At 64.1% G+C, this 18,809-nt stretch carries 17 protein-coding genes; 8 read left to right on the top strand and 9 right to left on the bottom strand.

Annotated elements, in window-relative coordinates; genetic code table 11:
* Window positions 1-44: 44 nt before the first annotated feature.
* On the bottom strand, window positions 45-1,376 hold the full coding sequence (locus tag LDO54_RS36670) for an MFS transporter (RefSeq protein ID WP_224017679.1): 1,332 nt from the start codon (window positions 1,374-1,376) through the stop codon (window positions 45-47).
* A gap of 140 nt (window positions 1,377-1,516) precedes the next feature.
* Window positions 1,517-2,836: an NAD(P)/FAD-dependent oxidoreductase gene (locus LDO54_RS36665; protein ID WP_224017677.1), complete on the bottom strand. Its 1,320-nt coding sequence runs from the start codon at window positions 2,834-2,836 to the stop codon at window positions 1,517-1,519.
* A 597-nt stretch (window positions 2,837-3,433) separates the two neighbouring features.
* Here LDO54_RS36665 and LDO54_RS36660 point away from each other — a divergent pair.
* The 3 genes from LDO54_RS36660 (at window position 3,434) to LDO54_RS36650 (ending at window position 6,188) form a co-directional block, all read left to right on the top strand.
* Window positions 3,434-4,729: an amino acid permease gene (locus tag LDO54_RS36660; RefSeq protein ID WP_224017843.1), complete on the top strand. Its 1,296-nt coding sequence runs from the start codon at window positions 3,434-3,436 to the stop codon at window positions 4,727-4,729.
* Between the two features lie 210 nt (window positions 4,730-4,939).
* Window positions 4,940-5,230, top strand: coding sequence for a hypothetical protein (locus tag LDO54_RS36655; RefSeq protein WP_224017675.1), 291 nt, complete (start codon window positions 4,940-4,942; stop codon window positions 5,228-5,230).
* Between the two features lie 145 nt (window positions 5,231-5,375).
* The gene (locus LDO54_RS36650) at window positions 5,376-6,188 is read left to right on the top strand and encodes a class I SAM-dependent methyltransferase (RefSeq protein WP_224017673.1); all 813 of its coding nucleotides are present in this window, start codon (window positions 5,376-5,378) and stop codon (window positions 6,186-6,188) included.
* Window positions 6,189-6,222: 34 nt separating this feature from the next.
* On the opposite strand, the gene LDO54_RS36645 is transcribed toward LDO54_RS36650, so the two are convergent.
* The 3 genes from LDO54_RS36645 to soxR form a co-directional block, all read right to left on the bottom strand.
* The gene (locus LDO54_RS36645) at window positions 6,223-6,411 is read right to left on the bottom strand and encodes a pyridoxamine 5'-phosphate oxidase family protein (RefSeq protein ID WP_224017671.1); all 189 of its coding nucleotides are present in this window, start codon (window positions 6,409-6,411) and stop codon (window positions 6,223-6,225) included.
* 69 nt (window positions 6,412-6,480) lie between these two features.
* Complete coding sequence (locus tag LDO54_RS36640; RefSeq protein WP_224017669.1) at window positions 6,481-6,885, bottom strand: GFA family protein; 405 nt, start codon at window positions 6,883-6,885, stop codon at window positions 6,481-6,483.
* Window positions 6,886-6,984: 99 nt separating this feature from the next.
* Window positions 6,985-7,470: a redox-sensitive transcriptional activator SoxR gene (gene soxR / locus LDO54_RS36635; RefSeq protein ID WP_224017667.1), complete on the bottom strand. Its 486-nt coding sequence runs from the start codon at window positions 7,468-7,470 to the stop codon at window positions 6,985-6,987.
* A gap of 37 nt (window positions 7,471-7,507) precedes the next feature.
* On the opposite strand from soxR, the gene LDO54_RS36630 reads away from it, so the two are divergent.
* Entirely contained in the window at window positions 7,508-8,557 is a 1,050-nt protein-coding gene (locus LDO54_RS36630; protein ID WP_224017665.1) for a questin oxidase family protein, read from the top strand.
* 2 nt (window positions 8,558-8,559) lie between these two features.
* Here the strand turns inward: LDO54_RS36630 and chrA are convergent, their stop codons facing one another.
* Together chrA and LDO54_RS36620 are read right to left on the bottom strand one after the other, a co-directional pair.
* Window positions 8,560-9,804, bottom strand: a complete 1,245-nt coding sequence (chrA, locus tag LDO54_RS36625; protein WP_224017663.1) for a chromate efflux transporter — start codon at window positions 9,802-9,804, stop codon at window positions 8,560-8,562.
* A gap of 90 nt (window positions 9,805-9,894) precedes the next feature.
* Window positions 9,895-10,812, bottom strand: coding sequence for a LysR family transcriptional regulator (locus LDO54_RS36620; RefSeq protein ID WP_224017661.1), 918 nt, complete (start codon window positions 10,810-10,812; stop codon window positions 9,895-9,897).
* Window positions 10,813-10,906: 94 nt separating this feature from the next.
* Between LDO54_RS36620 and LDO54_RS36615 the strand changes: the two genes are divergently transcribed.
* The 4 genes from LDO54_RS36615 (at window position 10,907) to LDO54_RS36600 (ending at window position 17,078) form a co-directional block, all read left to right on the top strand.
* Window positions 10,907-12,478 carry an AMP-binding protein gene (locus LDO54_RS36615; protein ID WP_224017659.1) on the top strand — a complete coding sequence of 524 codons (1,572 nt, stop codon included), beginning with the start codon at window positions 10,907-10,909 and terminating at the stop codon, window positions 12,476-12,478.
* Window positions 12,479-12,490: 12 nt separating this feature from the next.
* Window positions 12,491-13,672: an acyl-CoA dehydrogenase family protein gene (locus LDO54_RS36610; protein ID WP_224017657.1), complete on the top strand. Its 1,182-nt coding sequence runs from the start codon at window positions 12,491-12,493 to the stop codon at window positions 13,670-13,672.
* Window positions 13,673-13,748: 76 nt separating this feature from the next.
* Window positions 13,749-15,062 (top strand): MFS transporter, encoded by a 1,314-nt coding sequence (locus LDO54_RS36605; RefSeq protein ID WP_224017655.1) that lies wholly within the window; start codon window positions 13,749-13,751, stop codon window positions 15,060-15,062.
* Window positions 15,063-15,146: 84 nt separating this feature from the next.
* On the top strand, window positions 15,147-17,078 hold the full coding sequence (locus LDO54_RS36600; RefSeq protein ID WP_224017652.1) for an alkyl/aryl-sulfatase: 1,932 nt from the start codon (window positions 15,147-15,149) through the stop codon (window positions 17,076-17,078).
* A 55-nt stretch (window positions 17,079-17,133) separates the two neighbouring features.
* Here LDO54_RS36600 and LDO54_RS36595 read toward each other — a convergent pair whose 3' ends face one another.
* Entirely contained in the window at window positions 17,134-17,508 is a 375-nt protein-coding gene (locus LDO54_RS36595; protein ID WP_224017651.1) for a BON domain-containing protein, read from the bottom strand.
* 46 nt (window positions 17,509-17,554) lie between these two features.
* Window positions 17,555-18,616: a porin gene (locus LDO54_RS36590; protein ID WP_224017649.1), complete on the bottom strand. Its 1,062-nt coding sequence runs from the start codon at window positions 18,614-18,616 to the stop codon at window positions 17,555-17,557.
* Window positions 18,617-18,809: the final 193 nt, after the last annotated feature.

Here is an 18,809-nt window from a genome sequence, read left to right as displayed (position 1 = left end):
CTTTTCCGTGAAAAGAAGAATGAGGAAGCGTCGGGTCGACGGGTTCAGTGATTCAGGGAAGCGGCTTCCTGCAGGCTCAGCGAGCGCGTTTCCGGCGCGAGCGCAAGCGATGCAACGAGACCGATGAAGGACACGGCCGCAGCCGCATACATGGTGTTGCCGATGCCGATGCTGTTCAGCGCGATCGGCACGAGCCAGGTGCCGATCGCCGCGCCGATACGCGAGAGCGACGCACCCATGCCCACTGCGAAGGCGCGAATATCGGTCGGGAAAATCTCGTTCGGATACACGAGTTGCAGCACTTGCGCGCCGCCGATCAGCACCGCGTACGCGCCGAACAACACGAGAATCAGAATGGCGGAGCCGTTCGAGCACGCACCGAGCGCGAGCAGGGCGAGCGCCGACCACAGGAAGCTGTGGATCACCATCGCGCGGCGGCCGATCGTATTGATGACACGCGTGGCGATGATGCAGCCGACCACGAACAGCAGCGTGATGGCGACCGAGCCGAGCGACTCCCAGCGGCCGGTCAGATTGAGTGCTTCGAGCACGCGCGGTGCGAACGAGTAGACCGCGAACACGGGGATCACCGAGCAGCTCCAAAACAGCGTGACGAACAACATGCGCTTGCCGTAGCCGGAGTGCAGCAGGTCGAGAAGCGTGGTCTTCTTCGCGGCCGTTTCTTCAGGCAGATTCTTCAGCGAGAACGTGGGGCCATAGACCTGCTTGATGATCGCTTCGGCTTCGGCCTTGCGTCCCTTGCTGAGCAGCCAGCGCGGCGACTCGGGCGTGCCGAGGCGCACGATGAACAGCACGATGCCGATCACGGCGGGGCTCGCGAGCACCCAGCGCCACGCGTCGTGCGCACCGCTGCTGAGAATCAGGTTGCCGACGATATACGCGAGCGCGGCGCCGAGGAACCAGATGATCGTCAGCATCGCGAGACGCGGGCCGCGGTATTTGCGCGGCATGAACTCGACCAGCAGCGAACCCGCCACCGGATATTCGATGCCCACGCCGATGCCGATCAGAAAGCGCAGGAAGAACAGCGCCTCGCCGGATTGCACCCAGAGCTGCGCGAGCGAGCAGACGAAGAAGATGACGGGCCCGAAAAAGTAGGGCTTCTGGCGGCCGAGCCGGTCGGACAGCCAGCCGCCCGCGAAACCGCCGACGAAGATGCCGATCAGCGCCGAGGCGGCCACCATGCCTTCCCAGAAACTGGTCAGACCGAGCGCCGAGGAAAACTGCACCATCGCGACGCCGATGATGCTCAGGACGTAGCCATCCATGAGCCAGCCGCCGCTTGAGCGGATGGTCAGCAACTGATGGAATCCATTGAGCGGGACGTCCTCGATGGATACGTGATTGTTCGACATTGCCTGTCTCCTTCCATGAAATGAGACGCGATGGTTCGTAATACGAATCATGTCTGCCGCGTCCTGTGCTTCGTACGAGGTGCGATCGGTCTCTATGCGGATGGGCCGTTTATCGCGTTACTTCGCAGTCGATTTGCGAATCAGCTTTCGAGCCCGGCCTTGCGCTGTCCCCACCAGAGCGTCGCGTTGACGCCCATCGACAGGAACGGCTCGGGCGGCGCCTTGTTCGGCCCCGAGGTGTCGAGCAGGAAATTCGTCAGTTCATTGGGCTTGCCCGCGAGCCAGTCGGCGAGCAGCGTGCCCGTCACGGTGCCGCGCGTGATGCCGAGTCCGTTGCAGCACAGCGCGCCAAACACGTTCGGCGCGAGCTGCCCGAAAAAGCCCTTGTGGTTCTGCGAAAGCGCGAGCGAACCACTCCAGGTGTACTCGAAATCGACCTGCGGCAACATCGGGAAACGCCGTTCGAACGACAGACGATGGCGTTGCGCGAAACGCGGGAGATTCTGTTCCTTCGAGCGGCCGTCGGGATTGAACGAGAAACTGTTGCGCACGAGGATGCGGTTGTCGTGCGTGCGGCGCAGCGTGCTGCCGAACGGGTCGGCGGGAATCACACCCCAGAACGGTTTGCCGCCGAGTTCGGCCTGTTCCGCGCTGGTCAGCGGGCGCGTGAGGCTCGCGTAGAGAAACACCGGCAGCATCGTGCGCGCGAGGAAACCGAAGCGCATGCCGAAGGCGTTGTTCGCGAGCACCAGCTTGTCGGCCACAATGCGGCCGTTGCGATGCGCGAGCACGATCTTGTCGCCGTATTCCACCTCGGTGATCGCCGTGCCCTCATAGAGCGTGACGTTGGGCGGCAGGGAGTCGGCGAGGCCCTTGACGAGCGCCGAGGGCTGCACGAGCACCGTGCCCGGCGTGAACAGCGCCTTGCGATAGAACGAGGTGCCGATGTGCTCGGGCAGCGCCGCGCCATCGATCACTTCATACGCCTGGCCGAGCTTGTCGAGGCCGCGGCGATACGCGTCGAGCACCGCCACGCCGCGTTCTTCCACGGCGGCCTGATATTTGCCGGACGCGGTCATATGGCAATCGATGCCGTGCTCGCCGACGATCTCGCGCAGGATGTTCTGGCCGAGCAGGTTGAGCTTGAGCGTGGTTCTGGCCGTGTCGATGTCGCCGATGTAATCGTCCGCGCCGATGTCGTGCGGCAGGTCGATCGCGAAACCGGCATTGCGCCCCGAGGTGCCGAAGCCGACTTCCTGGGCTTCGATCAGCACGACTTCATCGTCGGGGAAGTTCAGGGCGAGCTGCCGGGCCGCCGCGAGGCCGGTGAAACCGGCGCCGATAACCGCCCAGTGAGCCTTCGATTCTCCCGTATGACCAGGCTTGGGAGTGCGCGCGGGACTCGTGTGATACCAGCCACACATCTTGTCGTCCGCAGGGAGCGAGGTAACCGTTTGCATTGCTATTCCAATATCGCTTTTGAAACCCACTGCGCCTTCGGGTGATCGCGCACCAGATTCATGCGCCGCCCCTCGGGGCCGTACAGCGCGACGGCGTCTTCCATTCCGTCGGTTGGTGCTTAAGTATTCTGCTGTCCAACACTGCTGTATACAAATTGTAGACGAAGTATAGGTTCTAAAAAGACCGAACAAGAATAAGGGTTTACGCTCTGCGATCGCGCATCGTTGGGGCGGCGGGCAGGGCGCGCATGCGCTCAGGGTTTGCACTGATCCGGTGCGTGGGATTCGGGCGCCCGGGCTGGCCAGGCAAGGCGGCGGGGGAAGAAAGGGGCGGCGTCGCGCCGTCGCGACCGTTCTATGGGCGGTCGAAACGGTTCTATATCCGGCGTTATTGGCTCGGGATGATGAAGGCGATCAGAGACGAATGCCTGACGATGTCCCCGACAAAAACACGGAGGAAGACAAATGCGACAGATTGATAGGCAAGCCCGTTTGATCGACGGCCCGCCCGCCGGTTATGCCGATCCCGGTGCGCGGGTCGGCGCGGGTCCCGATTCGCACCGCCTCGCCGATGGACTCAAGCAGCGGCACGTCGTGATGCTCTCCATTGGCGGCAGCATCGGCGCGGGGCTCTTTGTGGGCTCGGGTCACGCCATCGCCGAAGCCGGTCCCGCCGCCGTGCTCGCCTATGTGTTCGGCAGCCTGCTGGTCGTGACGGTGATGCGCATGCTCGGCGAAATGGCCTGCGCGATGCCCGATTCCGGCTCGTTCTCCACCTACGCCGACAAGGCGATCGGCTCGTGGGCCGGTTTCACGATCGGCTGGATGTACTGGTGGTTCTGGGTGCTGGTAGTGCCGCTCGAAGCGACAGCCGCCGCCAACATCCTGAACGGCTGGATGCCCGACGTGCCGGTCTGGCAGATCTCGGTGCTCGTGACGGCGGCGCTCACCGTCGCGAACCTCGCGAGCGTCAAGAACTACGGCGAACTGGAGTTCTGGTTCGCGATCATCAAGGTGACCGGCATTCTGCTGTTCATCGGCTGCGGCATCGCGGCGATTGCGGGCCTGCTGCCATCGGTTCATCTGACGCCGTGGCACACGATAACCGGCCACAGCGGGTTCATGCCGCGAGGCATGGCGCCGATTGTCGGCGCGCTGCTCACGACGATGTTCACGTTCCTCGGCACCGAAGTGGTGACGATTGCCGCCGCGGAATCGGAAAATCCCGCACGCGAAATCGGCCGCGCGATTACGTCGGTTGTGTGGCGCATTTCGCTGTTCTATATCGGCTCGGTGCTGATCATCATTTGCGCGGTGCCGTGGAACGATCCCGATTTGACGCGCCTCGGCGCGTATCAGGCGGTGCTGCGTAACTTTCACATTCCCTACGCACAACTGATTACCGATGGCCTGATTCTGGTCGCGGTCGGCAGCTGCCTGAATTCGGCGCTTTATACGGCTTCGCGCATGATGTATTCGCTCGGCCGACGCGCACAGGCGCCGCGCTTCGTCACGCGCACGACGGCGAGCGGCGTGCCGGCGCGCGCGGTGATGGCGTCGAGTCTCGTGGCGTTCGTCGCTTGCGGGGCGAATTATCTCGCGCCGAAATATGTCTTCGATGCTTTGCTGTCGACGACTGGCGCGATCGCACTGCTGGTTTATCTCGTGATCGCCGTGAGCCAGTTGCGTCTGCACAAGCGCCTCGTGGCCTCGGGTCCGCTGCGGGTCAGGATGTGGTTCCATCCGTTGCTCGGCGTGCTCGTGGTCGCGTTGATCTGCGGTGCGTTCGTGGTGATGGTGCTCAGCGAGGATCACCGGCGTGAAGTGATCGCGACGCTCGGTTGTTGCGCCGCGCTCGCGCTGGTGGGCTACCTGCGCCAGCGGCGGAATTGAGGTATCGGCCGGCCGAAAATTGCGTGTAAGAGAGGGCAGCGATGCTCTCTCTGCTTACCAGCCCTTACTTGCCTGCCGCGTTGCTTTATTCTTCTGGAACGAATGCTTTCCAGTGTGCGTCATCGTCCAGACCGCTTCATGTGTTACCTTGCGTGTTCAGAGCCAGCAGAACGATTTAGCCGAACTTGGTCGAACACCAGAAGGAAGCTCATGGAATTCAACAATGGCGCCGTACTTGAAGCTCTCCGACTTGCCTTGCATCGCCAGATACCGTGGCATAAGCGACCGGCAATTTTTACCTCACTCCGCTCGCAAGGCCTGATCGATATCCTCGATCAGAAACCGCCTCCCAGCACCAAATTCCTCCCAACACTCCAGATCGCCATCCTCACCGATAAAGGCCAGAAGGAAATCCTGCGCATCGAAGCATCGCAGCATGTGTCGGGCTGGCTCGACGATGATTACTTCGCCACATTTCTCGCAGACGTCGCGTTTAACTGAGCACGCGTTCTGAACGGAACTGAACCGCCGGTTGAGCATCGCGCACGGGCGCGGCTCGACTCGCTGGAACGGATCGCCGGACGATGTTGACGCGGCCACGAGGCGCGCCCAACATGAAGCCCTGAAGCGCATTCGAGGGGCTGCCATGACTGAGCGCGACAAGGTGTTCGCGGGTTCGATCCCGAAGTTCTACGACACGCTGATGGTCCCTCTGATCTTCGAGACCTATGCCGCCGAGACGGCCGCGCTCGTCGCGTCGTTCTCGCCCGACTCGGTGCTCGAAACGGCGGCGGGCAGCGGCGCGGTCACGCGGGCGCTCGCGCCAAAACTGCACGCGGGCGCGCGCTATGTCGTCACCGATCTGAACCAGCCGATGCTCGACTATGCCGCTTCCAGGCAAGGCGCCGATCGCCGTATCGAATGGCGGCAAGCGGATGCGCTCGCGCTGCCGTTCGCGGATGCGTCATTCGATATCGTCGTTTGCCAGTTCGGCGCGATGTTCTTTCCCGATCGGATTGCCGGTTATGCCGAGGCGCGTCGCGTGCTGAAAACCGGCGGACGCTTTGTCTTGAGCGTGTGGGACCGTATCGAAGACAACGCCTTCGCTGACGACGTCACCCGCGCGCTGGCCACGGTATTTCCGCACGATCCTCCACGATTCCTCGCACGCACGCCGCACGGCTATCACGATACCGGTGTGATCCGTGCGGAACTGACGCGCGCCGGATTCGCCGATATCGCGATCGAGACGCAGGAGGCGGTGAGTCACGCGCCTTCGGCACGCGAGGCCGCGACGGCCTATTGCTTGGGCACGCCGCTGCGCAACGAAATCGAGGCGCGCGACGCGAGCTTGCTGGAGTTCGCAATGGACCGCGCGACGGAGGCGATTGTCAGCCGCCATGGCGAACGTCCCGTGGCCGGAAAAATTCAGGCGCACGTGATTGTGGCGGCGGGATAGGGGCGTTGTTGCGCGAGCGTGTAAGCCCGGAAAATCAAATGGCGGCGGGCTGCACGCCGTAGCTTTGCATCGCCGATTCGACTTGCTGCGTCTCGGACGTTTCGGGGTAAAGCCGAAAGCTCGGTGCCTTTGGCGAAACATTCGCAAAACCCTCCGCGTCGACGGTCGCGAGCCAGCAGAGCACGCTTTTCTTCATCGCGGCAAGCACCGCGTCGTTCAGCATCGTCGTCTCCGTTTGGGCGGAAAGCGCATTGTCGACGATTCAACATAGCGCGTCGAGCGCGTGAGCGGCTCAGTGCCCCGGCGGCCATTCGCGATGATGCGCAATCGCCTCGGGGTCTTGCAGCCACGGCGCGTCGTGCGATGTCCAGATGTGCATGACCGGTTTGACGCCGGGATCGTCATCGAGCGTAGGGACGCGGAGAATGACGTGCGACTGCACCGGCCGCTCGGCGATGAGATGCGTACCGCAGGCCGAACAGAAGTGGCGAAACTTGCCCGCGGAAGACTCGAAACTGCGTAACCGATCCTCGCCCGCCGTCCAGCGGAAATGATCGCGCATGACGCGAGCCGTCGTGGCGAAAGCGGCGGCGTGCGCCTTACGGCACGTGATGCAATGGCAATGCGCGATGGGGGAGTCAAGGCTGTCGATTTCGTATCGGACAGACTTGCACAGGCAGCTACCGGTGAATGGCATTCGGACGCCTCGTATGGCGATTGCGTGATCAGGGAAATGGCGATGCTTCGAGCGGTTGCCGCCGGAACCCGGCAGCCGGTCGATGCCCCGCAGCCGAATTCACTTCTGTTTTCCGGCGTTATTCTCGGCCAGCACGGCGCGCGCCGTATCGCCCATCAGATACCGCGCACCGCTGCCGCGCCGACGCGCGGCGTCTCCCGGATTGTAGAGCGCGCAGGATTTGAGCGAGAGGCAGCCACAACCCACGCAGGACGCAAGCTGATCGCGCAACGCGATGAGGCCGTCGATGCGTTCCTGAATGAGCGGCTGCCACGCACGTGAAAGGCGTGTCCAATCCGCTTTCGTGGGCGTGCGCTGATTCGGCAAAGTGGCCAGCGCTGACCGAATCTCCGCGAGATTCAAACCGACCGCCTGCGCCGCGCGGATGAAGCCCACGCGACGCAGCATGTCCCGGCGATACAGCCGGTGGCCGCCGCCCGTGCGCGTGCCGCTGATGAGCCCTTGATCCTCGTAGAAGCGAATCGCGCTTGCCGCCACGCCAGAGCGTTTAGCCAGCTCGCCGATCGTGAGCGCCGTCCCGGTCATGAGTCGTCCCTGCGTTTTCTCTTGACTTCAAGTGTACTTGAACTTTAACAATGCGATTCCCCTTCCTGATTCGATAGGCGTCGAGATGCGCGATGACCCGTTACACGTCAAGTTGAACGAATTGCTCGATGCGAATGCACGCTTCGATCTCGCGGCGAAAGGCACGACGAACCACTGCCCGATGGCGCTTGTGGCGTTGGCGGAAATGGGCGCGTCGCCCGCCCGCCTGCAAGCGTTCTTCGAAATGTGGGCGCTCAAATACGCGTTGAATGCGCCGCCGGTCGTCACGCGCATCTCGCGTCGCGAATGGCAAACGCATGTGGGCGAACGGGCGGCATTCGGCGCATTGCGCCTTTGTTTTCTCGACTGGATCGCGGATGCCGGGGCCGCTGCAGTTATCAAAACCGTGTTCAGTGAAGTCCCTTTTGCGCCCGCGACACAGGCTTTTCACTCGATTATCCGGCTGGCGTATGGCGTTGAAGCCGGGCATGCGGGCGAGATTGCAGCGGGACTCGCGTCGTTGATTTCATCGCATCTTCCGATTGAAATTCGGCCGGATGAAGGTCGCCGCGAAGCGGAGGCTGTAGAGGCTTTCGATCACATCGCCAAAGCATTCGGCGGGGTGGCATTCACGCAGGATTCGATCACAGCGCGTATACGTGCCGTTGCTGCCGATCCGCGATTCGATCTCGCCGTGCTCGCGCCTCCCACTCGTGCCAATTTGCTGGACGATCTCGCGCGAGCGACCATCAATGCCTACTGGCACAGACCGGACTTCACGATTCTGCACACTGTGACGGTCACACGCGCCGTGCGAGTTATTTTTGCGCTGCTCGACGACGCGCTTGTTTCGCAATTGATGCCCGCGTTGTGGTTCGCACTGTGTGCCGCTTACGCCACGGTGGGCGAACACACAGGAACGCATGCGGACATCGTGGATCGCGATATCGAATGGCCTGACGTGTGCCGATTGGCAATCGCATCCGATGACGATCACGTGATCAAAATGACCTACACGTGTCTTTGCGAGCATCGACGCGACCCGTCGCCGCTCTATCTCGCTTCAGCGGCAAGACTCGTGTCGTAAGCCTATTTCAGCATGGCCTCGGCGATACCTGCCAGCGCGCAGATCACGACGACGGCAAGCGGCGGCATCTTCCAGCGCGTCAACAGAAAAAAACCAATCGCGGCGATGGCAAAGTCGATCCCGGAACGCACGGCGCTGGTCCAGACGGGCGAGTAGAGCGCGGCCGCCAGAAGCCCGACGACCGCCGCGTTGACGCCCGAAAGCACGGCGGTCATCGACGGACGCGCGCGCAGCGCCAGCCAGTACGGCAGCGCGGCCAGCACCAGCAACAGTCCCGGCAGAAAAATGCCGACCGTCGCGAGGAGCGTCCCGGCCCAGTGGCGCGATGGCTCCGCCATCCAGCCGAGATAGGCCGCGAAAGTAAAGAGCGGGCCGGGCACGGCCTGAGCGGCCCCATAACCGGCGAGAAAGTCATTCGACGATACCCAGCCCGTCGCGACCGTTTGCTGCTGCAACAGCGGCAGCACGACGTGACCGCCGCCGAACACGAGCGCGCCGGAACGAAAGAAACCGTCGAACAGGCGGATCGCGTGTCCGGTGTCGGTGTGTGTCAGCGCCGGAAGTCCAAATAGCAGGGCGCAGAACAGTACGAGCGCGACGCCGCCCGCCGCATGGGAAACGCGGAATTCGTGCGCGCGCTGTCTCGGCCCGGCTGCATTTGCCGATGCATCCTTCGACACCACCGGCTGGCAAAGCACGAACCCGAGCACCGCACCGAAGGCGATCACCACAAGCTGCGCATAGACGCTCGTCAGCGCGCAGGAGACAGCAAGCCCGGCGAGGGCAATCGCGGCGCGCCGTTGATCGGGACAGAGCCGTCGCGCCATGTCCCAGACGGCCTGCGCGACGACCGCGACCGCAACGAGTTTCAGCCCATGAATCAATCCCGTGCCGACCGGACCGTCGAGGCGCGGCGAAATCGCGGCGAAAGCGAGCATCAGCAGCACGGAAGGCAGCGTGAATCCGCACCAGGCGGCGAGGCCGCCGAGCCATCCCGCCCGCAAGAGGCCGATGGAAAATCCGGTCTGGCTGCTGGCCGGTCCCGGCAGGAACTGGCACAGCCCGACGAGATCGGTGAAGGTTTCGTTGTCGAGCCATCGGCGGCGCTCGACGAACTCGCGGCGGAAATAGCCGAGATGCGCGACGGGGCCGCCGAACGAAGTCAGCCCGAGCCGCAGAAAGACCGCGAACACTTCGGGCGCGGAGCCGCTGCGGGCCGGGCTCGACGAGGTCATGCCGCTATCCATGGTGGCTGCATTCCGGAGATTGAAGGGGCCGCGATCGGATGGATGGATATTACCGGCACGCGCGCGCCGACGATAGCCGCGCGCTCGCGCTCACTCCATCGGCGCAAGACTGCCCGGGCTGGGCCGCGCGCGCTGCAGCAGTTCCACGAGCCGCTGCGCCAGCGGCGAGACGTAACCGCCGGCGCGCAGCACCGCGCCGACACTGCGCGTGAGGTCCAGCTCCTGTTCGTCGATATTCAACGGCAGGATGCCGCGCTGCGCATTGGCCGCCGCATTGCCCGCGATGCAGAGCATGCGCGAGCCGCGCAGCAATTCGAGCAGCGCGGGCACAGCGAAGTCCGTCTCGACGCGCAGCGTCGGTTCCGGCAGTCCCTGGCGCCGGAAGGCGTCGTTGACCTGACGGCGCAGCGGAATGTTCGAACCTGGCAGCAGCCATTCCTCGTTCACCAGATCGCGCAGCCGGAGCCGCGTTTTGTGGTGCAGCGGATGCGAGTCGTCGGCCATCACGTGCAGGCGGTCGCGAAACAGCGGCAGCGTGTCGAATTCGTTGCTCATGTCCGGCGGCTCCGGCGCGACCGCCATGTCCAGTTCGCCCGCCTTCATCAGCGTGAAGAGGTCGTTGGCGAGCCGGCGGCGCAGACGCAGCCGCGCCGCGGGCCGCTCGTTCATCAACTGGCGGCAGGCGCGCAGCACGATCGAGTCGGGCACCGTCGGCGAATATCCCACGCGCAGAATGCCCTGTTCGCCGGTCTGGATCGCGCGGAGTTCCTTGAGCGCGTCGTCGTATTCGAGCGCGATGCGCCGCGCGCGCTCGACAAACACCGTGCCGCCCGGCGTGAGCGCGACGCCGTTCGGGCTGCGGTGAAACACCGCCAGTCCCACTTCGTTCTCGATGCGCTTGATGGCCTTGGTCAGCGCGGGCTGGCTCATGCCGAGCGCCTCCGCCGCCTTGCCGATGCTGCCGCAGCGATGGACTTCGAGCAGATAGTCCAGATCGCGTGTCTCCATGCCCATTCCTCTTGGTTATGGGTTTATATCCAGTGCTTCATTGCGGTGATGACCGATATCTTACACACTGGTTCGACATTCACTGGAGACCTGAATGAGCTTTCCGTATTTTCTGCGGCGCGCTGCCTCTTTCTGGGGCGACGTGCCTGCCGTGATCCATCGCGATCGTCCGCTCACTTACCGGCAACTGGAAGCGCGCTCGAACCAGCTCGCGCATGCGCTCATCGCGCTCGGCCTGCAACGCGGTGACCGCGTGGCGGTGCAGTCGCGCAATTGCACGGAACTCGTCGAGATCGAATGCGCGCTGTACAAGGCCGGGCTCGTGAAGGCGGCGCTCAATCCGCGCTTCACGGCGGCGGAGGCGTCCGACGTCGCGGAAAACTGCACGCCGCGCGTGCTGATCGCCGGGCGCGGCTATACGGGCTACACGCGCACGACGCGGGGCTTCGAGAGCGTGGAGACGTTCATTGCCCTCGGCGACTCGGGTAGCGCGGGGGGCCATGCCGATCACTATATCGGCTACGAAACGCTGCTCGCTCAGGCGAGCGCGCAACCGCTCGACATCGTCAGTCAGGCGGACGACCTCGCGGTGCTGCACTTCTCGTCGGGCTCGACGGGCAAGATCAAGGCGGCGATGCAGAGCTACGGCAATCGCATGGCGTCGCTGCGCAAGCTGCTGATGGGCATGGACACGCAGCCGCGTCCCGGCGACCGCCTCGCACTGGTCGGGCCGATCACGCATGCGTCGGGCATGCTCATGCAGCCGTTCCTCTATTGCGGCGCGACGCTCGTGCTGTTCGACACCTTCGAGCCCGCGCCATTCCTCGCGGATCTCGAACGTCTGCGCGTCACGCACGTGTTCATGGTGCCCGCGATGATCAACATGCTGCTCAACGAGCCCGCACTCGCGCGCACCGACCTGAGCGCGCTGAAATCGCTCTCGTATGGCGCCGCGCCGATGGCGCCCGCGCGCATCCAGGAAGCCTGGGCGCGCTTCGGTCCGATTCTCTCGCAAGGCTATGGCGCGAGCGAATCGACCTCGGGCGTCACGCGTCTTTCGGTCGCCGACCACGCTTACGCCATCGCGCAGCGGCCCGAGCGACTCGCGTCCTGCGGGCGGCCGATGGGCGAGACCGAAGTGTGCGTGATGGGCGAGGACGGCCAGCCGCTTCCGGCTGGCGAGGTCGGCGAGATCGCGGTGCGCGGCGAGGACGTGTTCAAGGGCTACTGGGGCGAGCCGGAACTGAGCGCCGACGTGCTCGTCAACGGCTGGCTGATGACCGGCGATCTCGCGCGCACCGACGAGGACGGCTATCTGTATCTCGTCGACCGCAAGAAAGACATGATCATTTCCGGCGGCTTCAACGTCTATCCGACCGAAGTCGAGGCCGTGCTGTATCAGCATCCCGATGTGCTCGAAGCGTGCGTGTTCAGCGTGCCCGACGAGCGCTGGGGCGAGGGCGTGAAGGCGGCCGTCGTGCTCAAGCCGCAGCGCACCGCGAATCAGGAGGTGCTGGTCGCGCATTGCCGCAGCCTGCTAGCCGACTACAAGCTGCCGCGCTCGATCAGCTTCGTTACCGAACTTCCGCGCAACGCGAGCGGCAAGATCGCGCGCAAGATCGTGCGCGAACAGTACTGGCAAGGCGCGGATCGCCGCGTCAACTAAGGAATCCAAAACATGTTCGAACAGGTTAGCGATCCGACATTCGACGCCACGCGCGAAGGCATTCGCCGCTTCGTCGCCGACGAACTCTTGCCGATGGAGCGCGAACTCGGGCTCGATTCGGAAAGCGTCTGGCCCAGAGAGGTGTTGCGCCGCGTGTGGAAGCGTTCCGCCGAACTGGGCTTCTACTCGGCGTGCCTGCCCGTGCAACTGGGCGGCAAGGGATTTTCGATCTTGCAGCAATGCGCGTTGAAGGCCGATCTCGCGGCGAGCGGCTGCTCGCTCGCGATGCACGTGCTCGGCGATCTGGGCGGTCCGCCGCGCGTCGGCAACATGCTCAAGTACGCCACGCCCGACCAGTTGCAGCGCTATTTCATGCCGGTGATTCGGGGCGAGAAGTCCACGTGTTTCGCGCTGACCGAGCCGCATTCGGGCTCGGACGCGCAAAGCATCACGACCACGGCCATCGTAGACGGCGACGATCTGATCGTCACGGGTCACAAGCACTACATCAGCGGCGCGCCGTTCGCGGACTTCGCCATCGTCATGTGCGTGACCGATGCGAGCACGACGCCGCCCGCCATCAGCGCGGTGCTCGTCGATCTCGACTTGCCGGGCGTGACGGTCGAGCAGGAATACGTGCCGATGTCGGGCCAGCATATCGATGCCGACATTCGCTTCGATCAGGTGCGCGTGCCGCGCGCCAATCTCTTCGGCGGCGCGGGCAACGGCTTCAAGCTCGGCATGTCGCGTATCAACGTGAACCGGCTGCTGCATTGCCCGACGATGCTCGGGCTCGCCACGTCGGCGTATCAGGCGTCGCTCGACTACGCGCGCGGCCGGCGGCAATTCGGCGGACCGATCGCGCGCTTTCAGGCGATCCAGCACATGCTGGCCGATATGGCGGCGGCGTTGTGGGCCTGCGAAAGCATGATCGCGCAAACGGCCGCGCTCGCCGATGCCGGCGGCGACCTGCGCATGAAAGCGGCGGCGTGCAAGGTGTTCGTCTCCGAGCGCTGCTTCGAGATTGCCGACAAGGCCGTGCAGATTCACGGCAACGTGGGCGTCACGCGTCATCATCCGGTGGAGCAGGCGTTCCGCAAGCTGCGCATGTTCCGCATTTTCACGGGCACGAGCGAGATTCAGCGCAACACGATCGCCCGCGCGATTCTCGACCCGGGCGGTCAGGGCGCATAAGCAACAAAGCCCCGCGAATCTGCGAATGAATGGCTGATAAAAAGCCACCGCAAAAAAGAAAAGATCGGAGACAAGGATGTCCGCATACGGCAGCGAAACTCGCAGCGTAGCCAACCCCTATCGGCCCGCGCGCGCGTGGTCGATCGCCATCATGCTCGCGCTGATGATGATGGTGAATTTTCTCGACAAGGTGGTGTTCGGCATGGTCTCCGTGCCGATGATGCGGGACCTCGGTCTCACACCCACGCAGTTCGGCCTGATCGGCGGCAGCCTCAACTGGCTGTTCGCCATCGCGGCCGTGGTGGGCGGCGTGCTCGCCGACCGCGTGGCCACGCGCGCGATTTTGCTGTTGATGGCGCTGTCGTGGTCGTTGCTGCAATTGCCGATGCTGTTCGCCAGTTCGATGACGGTCGTGCTCGTCACGCGCGTGCTGCTCGGCGCGGGCGAGGGACCGGCGTCGCCGGTTTCGCTGCACGCGCTCTACAAATGGTTCCCCGACCAGAAGCGCGGCCTGCCTGCGGCCGTCCTCTATCAAGGCAGCGCGCTGGGCCTGTTCGTGGCCGGGCTGGCCATTCCGCTGATCACCGCGCGCTGGGGCTGGCGCGCGAACTTCGCGGTGCTCGCCGTGCTGGGTTTCGTCTGGTGCGCGTGCTGGCTGCTGCTGGGCGCCGAAGGTCCGCTCGAACGCCCGCGCGCCGAGCGCGACGCACGGCGCGTGCCCTGGCGCACGCTGCTGGCCGACCGCACCGTGGTCGGCAACTTCTGCGGGCATTTCGCGGCCAACTGGGTGCTCGCCACGAGCCTCACGTGGATGCCGCACTATCTCCAGGCCGGTCTCGGTTACAGCGCCGCGAGTTCGGGGCGGCTGTTCGCGCTGTTCGTCGCCATCACCACGCCGATGGGTCTCGGGCTCGCATGGTACTCGCAGCATCTGCTCGGCAAGGGCGTGCCGTCGCGCAAGGCGCGCGGCGTGTTCATCGCCGTGACGCTGATGGTCGCGGGCGTGCTGCGTTTCTCGGTCTATCTGCCCGAATTCGCGCCGCTCGTGAAAGTGCTGATGCTCACCTTGAGCAGCGGCCTCACGCTGGCGATGTATTCGGTCGGCCCGGCCATGCTCAGCGAAGTCGCACCGGACGGGCAGCGCGGCGCGGTCCTCGCGCTGAGCAACGCCATTGGTTCGCTGGCGGGCCTCGCCGCACCCGTGCTGACCGGCGTGCTGATCCAGCACGCGGCCGGTTCGCGCGCCACCGCGCTCGGCTTCGAGCAATCGTGCGTGCTGTGCGGCTTCGTGCTGATCGGCTGCGGCGTGCTGTGCGCACGCTGGCTCGATCCGCAGCGCTCGCGCGCCGCGCTGCGCCCGGTGCGTGAAGCGCAAGCCGTCACGTCCTGAGCGCGCCTTCGTTACCGCAACGGTAAACACAGACGCTTTCCCGCGCGGGCCATCGAGCCCGCGCTTCTCTCATTCCCTCATCACATGCACAACACGTCCTCATCTCTGACGCCGACGGCGCTTCCCGTGCAGCGCGCGACCGACGCGACCCGGCAAGTACAGCAGCAAGCCTTGCTGACGCTGCCCGCCGACGACGACCTCGACTTCGAAGAAGCCCGGCGCGGTTTCATCGGCACGATTCCCGACGCCGAGATTCGCGACGGCTATGGCCGCCTCGTCTGGAGCATGGCCGACTATGCGTTCCTCGACGACGCCACCGCGCCGCCCACGGCCAACCCGGCCTTGTGGCGGCAGGCGCGCCTGAACCGTCTGCACGGCCTGTTCGAAGTCACCTCGCGCATCTATCAGGTGCGCGGCTTCGATCTGTCGAACATGACGCTGATCGAAGGCGATACCGGCCTCATCGTGATCGATCCGCTCACGTGCCGTGAGACGGCGCAGGCCGCGCTCGATCTCTACTACGCGCATCGGCCGCGCCGCCCCGTGCTCGCCGTGATCTACAGCCACAGCCATACCGATCACTTCGGCGGCGTGAAGGGCGTGATCGACGAGGCGCGCGCGCGTGCGGGCGAAGTGGCGGTCATCGCGCCTGCGGGCTTCATGGAAGAGGCGGTCTCGGAGAACGTGCTGGCGGGCACGGCCATGGAGCGGCGCTCGCAATTCCAGTTCGGCCAGACGCTCGCGCGCAACGCGTGTTGCCAGATCGATGCAGGGCTCGGCAAGACGATGCCGATGGGTACCGTCACGCTGATCGAACCCACGCAACTGATTCATCAGGAAACCGAAACACATGTGATCGATGGCGTGGAAATCGTGTTTCAACTGACGCCCGATAGCGAAGCGCCCGCGGAAATGCATTTCTTCTTCCCGCAACTGCGCGCGCTGAACGTGGCGGAGAACGGCACGCGCACGCTGCACAATCTCTGTCCGCTGCGTGGCGCGCAGGTGCGCAATGCGAAGCTGTGGTCGCGCTACCTCAATCAGGCGCTCGAACGCTATGCGGGCGGCGCGGATGTCGTGTTCGCGCAGCATCACTGGCCGACCTGGGGCACGGCGCGCCTCACGCGCTTTCTCGAACAGCAGCGCGACCTCTACAAGTATTTGCACGACCAGACGCTGCGGCTCATCAATCGCGGCCTGAACGCCGCTGAAATCGCCGAGCAGATGACGCTGCCCGACGCGCTCGCCGCGCAATGGCACACGCGCGGCTACTACGGCACGGTGTCCCACAACGTCAAGGCGATCTATCAGCGCTATTTGAGCTGGTACGACGGCAACCCCGCGCATCTGCACGCGCTGCCCGACGAGCAGTCGGCGCCGCGCTACGTCGACTACATGGGCGGCGCGCAGGCGATGCTCGAACGCGCGCACCGCGATTTCGCGCGCGGCGACTATCGCTGGGTCGCAGAGGTGATGAACCGTCTCGTGTTTGCACAGCCCACGCTGCGCGAGGCGCGTGAACTCGGCGCGGCGGCGCTCGAACAGATGGGTTTCCAGGCGGAATCGGCGACGTGGCGCAATGCGTATCTGCTCGGCGCGCGCGAACTGCGCGAGGGGCCGGGCGCGGGCGCCGGGCACACGATGCGCAGTCACGATCTCGTGCGCTCGCTCAGCGAAGGCGCGTTCTTCGATTATCTCGCGGTGATGATCGACGGCCTCAAGGCGCAGACGCTCGATATCCGCATGAGCTGGCATTTCACCGACCGTGACGCGCGTTACGCGCTGTATTTGAAGCACGGCGCGCTCACGTGGTCGGCGACGCCGCATCGCGACGGGCACGATCTGGGCGTGGCGATGACGCGCGCCACGCTCGATCGTATCCTGCTCGGGGAGACGCAGTTCGGCGCCGCCGTCGCGCAAGGCGAGATCGTGCTGGACGGCGCGGCGGCGTTGTTCGGCGCGTTTCTACGCACGCTCGAAAAGCCCGACGGACGCTTCAACGTCGTCGAGCCTTGAGGGTGCGGACTGCATCCGGCTTCTTGCCTCGCGCCGGATGCAGCGGATTCGTGGATCAGAGCGAGGCGCCCGTTGCGCGAATGCGGTTCTCGACGTCGGTGACGCCTTCGACCTTGCGTGCGGCGTCGGTGGCGAGCGGAATCTGCTCGTTATAGTTCACCGCGCCCGAGAGCGTAATGCGGCCGTCGCGCGCGGTCACGATAATGCGTGCGGAATTGAGGCCGCGCGTGCGCGCCAGGGCGTTTTCGACGCGATGTGCGAGTTTGCGGTTGGCGGCGCGGACCGCTTTCGCATTGCTCGCGGCGAGCGGCGTAGCGGCCGATGAAGATGCGGATTGTGTGGATTGTGTGGATTGTGCGAGCGTATGCCCGCTGGTCGCGGCGAATATCGCAACGACCGCGAAACATGAGAAAGGGTGGGATAGTTTCATAGTGACGTATGAATAACGCGGTACGAGGAAAGTGCGGTGCAGCGGCCTAGAACCGCGTCATGAGACCGAGGGACACGCCGGTCGTCGAACTCGCGCCGGAGCGCATGCCCAGTCCGGCGATATTCAACGCATCGGTGCGATACGCGCCGGAAAAACCGTTGTAATCGATTTCCGCGTACAACTCGGTGCGCTTCGACAGGTAGTACTCGGCCATTGCATAGGTCGTGACCTTGTGCCCGTCGCCGTTCTTCGCATTCGCGAGATGGTGCGCGTCGTCGTAATAGGCCGCCGCCGTGAATTGCAGCGAAGGCGTGGGGACGACCAGAATGCCGATGCTCGGAATATGATCGCGCCGCGTCGGTGCGCCATTTGTTGCAGCGCTCACGCTGAAATCGGCATAACTCAGGTAAAGACGCGCGGGACCGAGTTGAAGCGATCCGCCCGCGTGAAAGGTCTGCGCCCATTGCGTCGCGGCCGCATTCCATGTTTTCTGATAGCCGAAGCCGCCCAGCGCCGGACCCCATTGATACATGGCGGTCGTGGAAACATTGGTGCCCGAGCGGGTGTTGCCGGCCACGCCGCCGGGCGAATAGCTCGCGCCGAACTTGAATCCACCCGTGTGGCCGATATAGCTGATCGTGTTGTTGAAGCGGGTGTCGTTGGTGAAGTAATTGAAGAAGTACAGCGCGTTCGGCTCGATGGCGAGCGACTGGGCCTGGCCGCCGGTCGGGTCGACGAGCGTGGCGAAATACTCGCTCGCGCTGACCTGGCGACCGAACGTGAGCCGCCCGAAGCCGCCTGTGATGCCGACGAAAGCCGCCTGCGAAAACAGCACGCTCGCGTTCTTCAACGCTCCGGTCCCGCTGTTGAAGCCGCTTTCGAGTTTGAAGATCGCAGCGAGACCGTTGCCGAGATCCTCTTTTCCGTAAAGGCCGAAGCGATTCACCGCGAGAATATTGTTATTGAAGCCGAATACGTTACCGCCTTTCTGATTATTGACCCAACGGATACCGCCGCCGATGTCGCCATAAAGCGTGACGCTCGATTGCGCCCAGGAAATACAGGGTGACAGGCCGCCCAGCAGCGCAGCCAGAACAAGTTTTTTCATTTGTCTCCTTCATTCTTTTTATTTAATCAGGTTTCCGTAATGATGTGTGGCGGTGCGATCGCTGTTCGTCAGGGCGAGGTTCAGCACGATTGAAGCCGCCTTGACGTAGTGTGGAACAGCAGGGCGTCACCGGCCATCAAGCGTCGGGAATAGACGCATTCCTGGTGGAAATGTCCGTGTAAACGCGAGGCGG

The sequence above is a fragment of the Paraburkholderia tropica genome, from assembly GCF_914484835.1.
GTDB classification, from domain to species: domain Bacteria; phylum Pseudomonadota; class Gammaproteobacteria; order Burkholderiales; family Burkholderiaceae; genus Paraburkholderia; species Paraburkholderia tropica_A.
Note: the sequence above shows the minus strand (reverse complement) of the source record. Positions and strands in the feature narration are given on the sequence as shown.